Annotated in this window: 3 protein-coding genes; 1 reads left to right on the forward strand and 2 read right to left on the reverse strand. The window is 42.0% G+C overall.

Going from position 1 to position 9,870, the window contains the following annotated elements:
• The coding region (locus tag QUB12_RS24860) for a helix-turn-helix domain-containing protein (RefSeq protein ID WP_333308857.1) at positions 1-338 on the reverse strand (338 nt) is incomplete at its 3' end.
• Positions 339-551: 213 nt separating this feature from the next.
• On the opposite strand from QUB12_RS24860, the gene QUB12_RS24865 reads away from it, so the two are divergent.
• A complete protein-coding gene (locus tag QUB12_RS24865) occupies positions 552-5,879 on the forward strand; it encodes a SpoIIE family protein phosphatase (protein WP_333308859.1) in 5,328 nt (1,775 codons plus the stop codon).
• Positions 5,880-5,966: 87 nt separating this feature from the next.
• Here the strand turns inward: QUB12_RS24865 and QUB12_RS24870 are convergent.
• Positions 5,967-9,870 (reverse strand): CHAT domain-containing protein (locus QUB12_RS24870; protein ID WP_333308861.1); only part of this gene is annotated, 3,904 nt, incomplete at its 5' end.

Raw genomic sequence — 9,870 nt, forward strand, 5'->3', positions numbered from 1 at the left:
GCTGTTGTCCATCTCCCGAATTCATAGCCATATTTCTCAGGTTCTACTTCAACTGTTTCTAAAAGTAAATTAATGTATTCTTCTGTGGCTTTTCGGTAATTACCCTTCATCCTATTATCTTTAAAAGTGTCTAAATTATCAGGATCACCATGAATGCTCCAATAAGCAATCTTTCTCAGAGAGCATCCTATTAGTTCAGCAGTTTGAGCTTGTGTATTTCCGCTATTTAGCAATAAAAAAATTAAGGCTCTTTGCCGAATGTCTGGATGCTCATGCTCCTTTAATACTTGTTGAAGATTTTCCCTTGTCTCGGAACTGAGGAAGTTTTTAGTAGGCATTGACTTTTTATAAATATCATCATATTATACTATGCAATATGCGTTTTAGATGCTGAACAGCTTAGATGATGTGCAACAGTATATTAATGTGAAGATTTCATCTTTAGGATGGGTATCAAAGCATCCTCAGCTACTATAATAGATCAGTGCGCTCGCCCATAATGATTGCTGACTATCTTTAATAACATTTTCTTCTATCATTGAAACCTGAAAATGATCGAGATTAACGGCTACCAGATTCTCACTCAAATTTACGACAGTATCAACTCCACGGTTTATCGGGCTTTGCGACAACACGATAACCAACCCGTTATCCTCAAATTCCTCAAAGAAGACTATCCTACACATTCGGAACTGGTTCGCTATAAACAAGAATATGAAATTACCCGAAATCTGAATCTAGATGGAGTAATTAAAGCTTATGAATTAAAACCCTATCAGCGGACTTTAGTCATTATCCTTGAGGATTTTGGCGCGTCATCTTTAAAACTGTTGATGAATGAGCGTAGGGAAGCAGGCACGCAGGCATTGCCCCTACTGGAATTTCTTAACATTGCTATTAAAACGGCTGAGATTTTAGGCAGTATTCATGCTGAAAATATTGTCCATAAAGATATTAACCCTGCCAATATTATTTTCAACCCCGAAACCGGGCAACTCAAAATTATAGATTTTGGTATTTCTACTAAATTCACCCGCGAAAATCCTACCGTAAAAAATCCTAACGTCTTAGAAGGTACTTTAGCTTATATTTCACCTGAACAAACAGGAAGAATGAATCGTTCTCTAGATTACCGCACCGACTTTTACTCTCTCGGTGCTACTTTTTATGAGTTGCTGACACGACAACTTCCTTTTGAAACAAATGATGCCCTGGAGTTAGTGCATTGTCATATTGCTAAAGTGCCAATTTCTCCTCATCAAGTTAATCCAGAAATTCCCCATGCCCTGTCAGATATTGTAATGAAACTGATGGCAAAAACCGCTGAGGAGCGATACCAAAGTGGTTTCGGACTCAAAAATGATTTAGCAGAATGTTTGCATCAGTTACAAACCCAAGGAAATATCTCAGAATTTCCCTTGGGATCTCAAGATATTTCTGGGCAGTTCCACATTCCGCAAAAACTCTATGGACGCGAAGCCGAAGTAGAAGCCTTACTCACAGCATTTGAGCGAGTCGCAGACAATCCTTTCACCCCCCTTAATAAGGGGGGACAAGGGGGGGTAGAAATGATGTTAGTAGCGGGTTATTCTGGCATTGGAAAATCATCCCTAGTAGCAGAAATTCATAAACCAAATACAAAGCTAAGGGGCTATTTTACAGCAGGCAAATTTGACCAATTTCAAAAGAATGTTCCTTACTCGGCTGTGGTTAATGCCTTTAAAGGATTAGTGCAACAACTTTTAACAGAAAGTGAAGAACAACTAGCACAATGGCGAGAAAAATTGAAAAGCGCTTTTGGGATGAATGGTCAAGTAATTATTGATGTAATTCCTGAAGTAGAACTGATTGTCGGTAAACAGCCAGAAGTACCAGAATTAGGGGCAACGGAATCACAAAATCGCTTTAATATTCTTTTTCAAAACTTCATCCGAGCATTTTGCACCAAAGAGCATCCCTTAGTCATCTTTTTGGACGATTTGCAATGGGCTGACGCTGCTACGCTTAAATTAATTATACTGATGATGACAGATACAGAAATGCAATATCTGTTTTTAATTGGAGCTTATCGTGATAATGAAGTTAGCCCGACACACCCCTTAATGATGACTCTTGATGGGTTGCTCAAGGAGGGAGCAATTATTAATTATATTACCTTAGCACCTTTAGGAATAGAAAATATTAGTCAACTTATTGGCGATACATTATCTAGCAATTATGAATCAGTAAAATCCTTGGCAGAATTGGTGATTGAAAAAACTGGAGGGAATCCGTTCTTTGTTAATGAATTCTTGAAAACCCTGTACTCAAAAAATTTAATCCAGTTTGATTTATCTTCTCTTTCTTGGCAATGGGATGTACACCAAATTCAAGCAAAGGGGATTACAGACAATGTAGTAGAGTTAATGATTGATAAAGTAAATAAACTGCCAGAATCTACACAGCAGATGTTACGTTTAGCGGCTTGTGTGGGCGCTAATTTCAACTTGCATACCCTTTCTCTCATTAGCGAAAAATCACCTAGAGAAACCTCTACTGACCTAGCACTGGCAATTCAGTCAGGCTTAATTTTACCCACATCAGAGTTAGATGCTGACCTCTTAATTCAAGATTATAAATTCCTGCATGACCGAGTACAACAGGCTGCTTATGCCATGATTTATGGCGAATCTAAACGTAGCTTCCATCTCAAAATTGGGCTATTGTTGTTGCAGAATCTCCCGAAAAATAAACGGGAAATCAGAATCTTTGAAATAGTCGATCATCTGAATTTTGGCAGAGATTTAATTGCAGATGATTCAGCAAAAATTGAATTAGCACGCTTGAATTTAGAAGCGGGCAAAAAAGCCAAAGATGCAACGGCTTATGGAGCGGCACTGCAATATTTAAGAGCGGGATTAAAGTGTTTAATCGGAGATTTTTGGACGGAGTATTATGAATTAACTTTAGCCTTGCACAAAGAACGGGCAGAGGTTGAATACTTAAATGGATGTTTTGAGGATTCAGAAGCATTAATTGACCTAATTTTGAAAAATGTAAAATCCGACATAGAGAAGGCAGAAATTTACAACCTGTTGCTCGTGCAGTACACCATGAGTGCTAAATATGAAGAGTCAATACAAACAGGTAAAAAGGCTCTTTTCTTGTTAGGTGTAGACTTGCCTGACGCTAATTTTAAGGAGGCGCTAGACCTGGAAGTTGCCCGTGCAAAGAAGAATTTGGGGTCGAGAAAAATTGCTGACCTGATCGATGAACCAGAAATCACAGACCCCCAAAAAAGACTGGTACTAAAATTGTTAACAAATACTGATCCACCTGCCTATTTTTTTAACCAAGAAATGTATGCAGTTATTGTTTTAAAAATGGCTAATATTTCTTTGCAATACGGCAATATTGCCGTATCGTCAAAAGGATTTGTAACTTACGGAATGATTCTTGGCTCTATTTTAGGTGACTATCAATCTGGCTATGAATTTGGTAAGCTAGCTGTAGAGGTGAGTAAAAAATTTAATAGTTCCAGTCAGAGATGCAGTGCTTGTTTAGTTTTTGGCGGTCATTTGAATAACTGGGTAAAGCATATTAAATTGGCTGAGGCTATTTTGAATGAGTCCTATCAAGCTGGCTTAGAATCTGGAGAATTACTGCACTCTGGCTACGCTATCGAACACAAATTGCGATACCTATTTTATCAGGGTAAAAATTTAGAACCTCTGGTGATAGAGGTGGAAAAATTTTTACAGTTTAACCAAAAAATCAAAAACCAATGGGCAATTGATGGAATGCTGGGTTTTCAAATAACTCTCTTTAATTTAAGCAGTAGAACTCCTAATAAATTCGTATTTTGTAACAACGAAATTAGCGATGAAGAATTTTTAGAAAGCTGTAAAGCACATAAAAGTTTGGCGTTGATTTGCACTTTTTATATTTTTAAATCTCAGGTTTTATATCTGTATGATCAGCTAAATGAAGCGCTAAACTGTGCATTGAAAGCCAAAGAATTTATGATTTTTTCGTTAGGGCAGTTCCAAATTTCTGAACATAATTTTTACACTTCACTAATCCTGGTGTCGCTGTATCTTGATGCTTCCGAGTCCGAACAAAAACACTATTGGGAGCAGTTAGAATCGCAGCAAGAACAGATGAAAATATGGGCAGATAACTGTCCTGAAAACTTTCTGCACAAATACCTGTTGGTGGAGGCAGAAATTGCGCGTATTTCTGGTCAAGGAATGGAAGCAATAGATTTATACGATCGCGCCATTGCTTCAGCTCATGAAAATGAGTATATTCAGAATGAAGCTTTAGGCAATGAATTAGTCGCCAAATTCTGGTTAGGGAAAGGCAAAGAGGAAATTGCCAAACTTTACATGAGAAAAGCTCACTATGGCTACCAACTTTGGGGTGCTAAGCGTAAAGTAGAGGATTTGGAGCAGAAATATCCGCAGTTAATCCCCAAAGTATCTGCCCAGAAACAAATTGATGTGCAGACTACTGCTATGGGCACAGCATCTTCAACAAGTGGAGCAAGTTCAAATATAGACTTGTCCACAGTTATCAAAGCTTCCCAAGTTCTGGCTGGTGAAATTGCGAGCAACAAATTGTTAGAAAAGTTAATGACAATTTTAATGAAAAATGGCGGAGCACAAAAAGGCTTTCTTGTCTTATCAAATAAGGAGAAGTTAACCATTGAAGCTAGAGGGGAAGTTGACAAAGAACAAGTAGAAGTTTGGCAAAGTATTCCGATTGAAAGCAGCGATAATCTTCCTGTAGGCATGATAAAATATGTAGCGAGAACTCAGGAAGATGTAGTGCTATCAGAGGCTACAAAAGAGGGTATTTTTACTAGCGAACCCTATATTATAAAAAATCAGCCTAAGTCAGTCTTATGCGCTCCTATTATTAATCAAGGTAAACTGATCGGCATTCTGTATCTGGAAAATAATCTGACTACCGGGGCGTTTACCCCAGATAGATTGGAAGTCTTAAAAATCTTATCCTCCCAAGCAGCTATTTCGATCGAAAATGCTCGCCTCTATCAAAACTTAGAAGATAAAGTTCAAGAACGCACGGCTCAACTAGCTGAAGCGAATCAAGAAATTAGCACCCTCAATCAGAAATTAAAAGCGGAAAATGTTCGCATGAGTGCAGAACTCGATATTGTCAAACAACTGCAACAAATGGTGTTGCCAAAACCGTCAGAATTAGAGGCAATTGAAGGCTTAGAAATAGCTGGTTTTATGGAACCTGCTGACGAAGTTGGCGGTGATTACTACGATGTATTGCAACAGGATGGTCAAGTCAAGATTAGCATTGGCGATGTCACGGGACATGGTTTAGAAAGCGGCGTGTTGATGATTATGGCACAAACGGCTGTCAGGACGCTTCAGAAAATGAAGGAAACAGATCCAGTGAAGTTTTTGGATGTCCTCAACCAGACTCTTTATGATAATCTCCAGCGCATGGACTCCTCTAGAAATATGTCTCTAGCTATCTTAGACTATGCCGGAGGTGTTCTGAAATTAAGCGGACAACATGAGGAAATGATTGTGGTGCGCGCTGATGGAAAATTGGAGCGCATAGACACGATGGATTTAGGCTTTCCCATTGGCTTAGTAGAAGAGATTGGCGAGTTTATTGCTTCTTCAGAAGTGCAGTTAAATCCTGGGGATGTGGTGGTGCTTTATACTGATGGAATTCCTGAAGCTTTCGATATTAATAAAGCGCAGTACGGATTAGAAAGGTTGTGGCAAGTTGTGGTTGAAAATCGTCAGCGCTGTGCCCAAGAAATTCGGGAAGCTGTAATTGATGATGTGCGGCAGTATATTGGCACTCAGAAGGTTTTTGATGATATTACTTTGGTGGTGATGAAACAGAAATAGAACTTTTTTATCGCGAGTTGGGCGGTTGAAACCGCTACTACACAACAAAAGTCCGCCTTCGCGGACTCAAGAAATCAAGATGGCAGATTACCAAGGGCTTCCGATCATGGTGAAACTACTCCAGTAGTAAGGATGAGAAAAGTTTTGGTTTGGTTGTTGTAAATTAGCAGGTAAATTTAACTTGCCGCCTGTTGTTACTAGCTGTCCGTTTTCCATCCGAACTTTACCGGACATTATTGCTTGTTGAGTCAGTTGCAAAGCTTCTGCCTTAGTTGTGGTTCCTCGCAACTGGTGGTAAAATTCGCTCATCAGCCCCAAAGTGCCTCCATCGTCAACATACCACAAACTTCCTAAAGCAGATTTCGCGCCGGATTTTACTGCTAATCCTCCAAAACCTAACTCTGCTTCCCGATCGCCCATAGCAGTTCTACAAGCACTTAATACTAACAAGTCTACCTGCGGATTCCGCCAATTCAAACTCTCCATGCGATCGAGCTGCAATTTGGAATTCCACATTTGAATGTAGGAATTGCTCGCTTTTCCCGGTTTGAATTCAGCGTGAGTTGCTAGGTGAACGATCCGAAATCCTCCCTTGGTGTGTTCCGACGTGAGATTATCTAAAGTGAAAGCAGAATTGAGGAAAGATGGGCTCTGCCACTGAGCCGAAATCGCCTGCAATTCGATCGGCACACTGGGCAAGGGCTGTTGGTCAACAAATTCTGACCTTCCCATTGCTAGCACTGTGGCGTCTCTAACAGCTTTATAATCGGTATTAGTCGAACTAAAACTCGGAATTAGGCTAAAACTGTATTTTTCAATCAAGAAGCCTTTACCGTCGTGCAAAGCGGCAAAGGGCAGGCTTCGCAATCCGGGATCGACTGACAGTAACAAAGTCTGAATTCCTAAGTTTTCTAAGTCTTTTTCTAGGGGTGCGATCGCCCATTTATATAGTTGCTGGGCGGAGGCTAGATAAGTCGTAGTAGCGCGTTTTGCGGGATTGGTGATTTCAGCGCGCAACTCCTGGACAGTGGGGAAAAGAGCTGCTCTGTTGGCTTCGGGGACGCTGTAGTGAATCGGCTGCCCCACGGGAGGAACTAAAATTAGTTCTAGTCGATCTTCTCGCGAGACCATGTAGATAATAGCAGACCGCTTGCCCGGTTGCTCTGCGATATCTTGTAAAGTTTGTTGGAAGGTCGAAATCAAGGTTTTTTCCTCTGGGAGGTTGGCTTTTACCCCCAAGTATTCTCCAAATTCTTGATTCCTCATTTCTTCGATTCCCCAGATTGTTTTCTGGATATCGTTACCTTCAAAAAGTCGATCGGGAGACGGGGCGTATCCCAGAACTAAATTAGAAGTAGGGTTGACTGTTGGCGGTTCTGGTGATGGTGGTGAGGGTGGTACTAAGTCCGGAGGCAACTGACTGGTGATACTTTGATCGATGGTTAAAACTCGATCGGCTGCTACACCGGGATTGTCTAGCGGTGGAATTTTGCGGCGTTGAAAGTCTTCTGAATCAGGGGTTAAGGGTTGCGGTGCGGGCTCTTGTCTTTCCGTAGAATCGATCGGAGTGGGAGTTACTACCGGAGGTGGAGTGACACTCGGAGTGGGAGTGGGAGTTACTACCGGAGGTGGAGTGACACTCGGAGTGGGAGTGGGAGTTACTACCGGAGGTGGAGTTACCACCGGAGTGGGAGTGGGAGTTACTACCGGAGGTGGAGTTACCACCGGAGTGGGAGTGGGAGTTACTACCGGAGGTGGAGTGACACTCGGAGTGGGAGTGGGAGTTACTACCGAAGGTGGAGTGACACTCGGAGTGGGAGTGGGAGTTACTACCGGAGGTGGAGTGATACTCGGAGTGGGAGTCGGAGTTACTACCGAAGGTGGAGTTACCACCGGAGTGGGAGTCGGAGTTACTACCGAAGGTGGAGTGATACTCGGAGTGGGAGTCGGAGTTACTACCGAAGGTGGAGTGACACTCGGAGTGGGAGTCGGAGTTACTACCGGAGTTGGAGTGACACTCGGAGTGGGAGTCGGAGTTACTACCGGAGTTGGAGTTGGCGTTGGCGGCGGGTCGATCGCGTCGTCAGTCGAAAACACAATATTACCAACACTACTAGAACGCGGAAACGACTGCGATGTAATGCTAGATTGTCCCGTTGTAATTGCACCCGCCGTACCGTTGCTAGCAGCATCCCCCACCACAAACGGTTGAATCGGCGTCCCTCCATCTCCCCCAGCGTGCACAATTGTAATTTTGCCACCACCGGCGCCGCCAGCAGTAGAAATGCTAGCCAATCCCGTCGGGGAAAGTGGGGTTGAAAAAGTACCCGTAGCGCGGAAAAAATTGCCTGTTATTGCTGTCACCTCGCCACCGATGCCGCCTGTACCGCCTTGGGCATTAATAAACTCTACTTGAATATCGCCGATCGGATCTAAGAACACATTGCCGGCATTTCCCACTATAGCGCTAGAGTTAATTTGTCCGGTGGTAATGGAAGTTATCGCTTTAACAGTTATGTTTCCGCCACTGTCTCCCGATGTATTCAAATTGCCTGCGGTGAAATTGTTACCGCTTGTAAAGAGAATTTCTCCGCCATTAGCAGTAATATTTTTAACACTTATATCGCCCTTGGCAGTAATATCGATTTTGCCGACGGTGACATCTCCCGATAAATTGACTTTTTCCGTGTTTGCTGCTGTCAATTGTTGCGCGTTAATTGTCGAGTTTCCTGTCACATTGCCAGCATTGTCGATCGCAAGATTTCCTAATTTGCTGCTGGCACCCACTGAACCGTTGAAAGTGATGCTGCCGCTACCGGAGGCTAGAGTTAAGTTGCGGGCATTAATGCTGTCACTGTCGATCGCACCCAAAGCAATATTTCCCCCGGCCGTACTAAATACCGCATCCTTTGTCAAAACCACAGCATTGCTAATATTAATGTTGCCGTTATTAGTCGTAATATTACCGCCTAATTTAGTATTTAAAGCCGTAATGTTAAAACCAGAAGTGCTTTTAACATTTCCGATAAATTCCGCCTTCGATGCAGTAACGTTCAAAACAGATAATGGCGTTGTTTCTCCGATATTTCCTTGCAGCAGCACATTGCCATTCGCGGCATCTAAGCCCAACAGATGATTGCCGTCGATCGCCCCTTCTATATTAATACTACCAACGCTGCTTTTGAGATTAACCTGGTTTCCCAGTTGAACTTTGCCCGTCAAATCTATATTGTTAGTTGTATTGATGCCATAGTTCAAATTAATTGTTGAACCTTGGAGAGCAACACTGCTGTTGTCAAGCCCGGTAATAGTTCCATCAAGTGCGATCGTACCGGTTGCCGTTTGAATATTTACTGGATCTAAAAATGTGAGATTATAGGGAATACTAATATTGGCACTGCTATCCGATCGCCCGAGCGCGATCGAGCTAAATCCATTTTGAATTAAACTAATTTCCGATGCAGTCAAATCTAAAGCGCTAGTATTGTTATCAGTTCCGCCAACAACAATATTTTGTCCGGCTGTTGCGGGTTGTAGCGTTAACGCGCCCGTACCAGAAACGTTCCCAAAAAAATCAATTTCACCGGCTGTTAAATTCAGCGGGTTACTACCTGCCGATATAGTAGAACCAAAAGCAATAGTTGCATCTCCCAGCGTAAAAATTACAGGAGCTTTTAATGTCACTGGGCTACTAAAAGTAATGTTATCATTAGTTGTGGTGATATTTCCGCTAACCGCAACATTCCCCCCGCCATTTTGAATAAATGCACCCTTTAAGTTCAGGTCTTTATCAATATTGAGATTTACCTTATTGGTAATTGTGAGCGTGCCGTCATTGGTGGTTGTTAGAGTTCCTTTGAGATTAACATTATCAGCCGCAATACCCAGATTGCCAGCTACGTCAACTGTATTCTTGAAAGTAACTTCGCTGCCAGAGAGAATCGGATTATTGGCAATTGTAACTGCATCTCCATAAGTTTGACTTCCGATT

Source organism: Microcoleus sp. B7-D4, assembly GCF_036705125.1.
In the GTDB taxonomy this organism is placed as follows: domain Bacteria; phylum Cyanobacteriota; class Cyanobacteriia; order Cyanobacteriales; family Microcoleaceae; genus Microcoleus.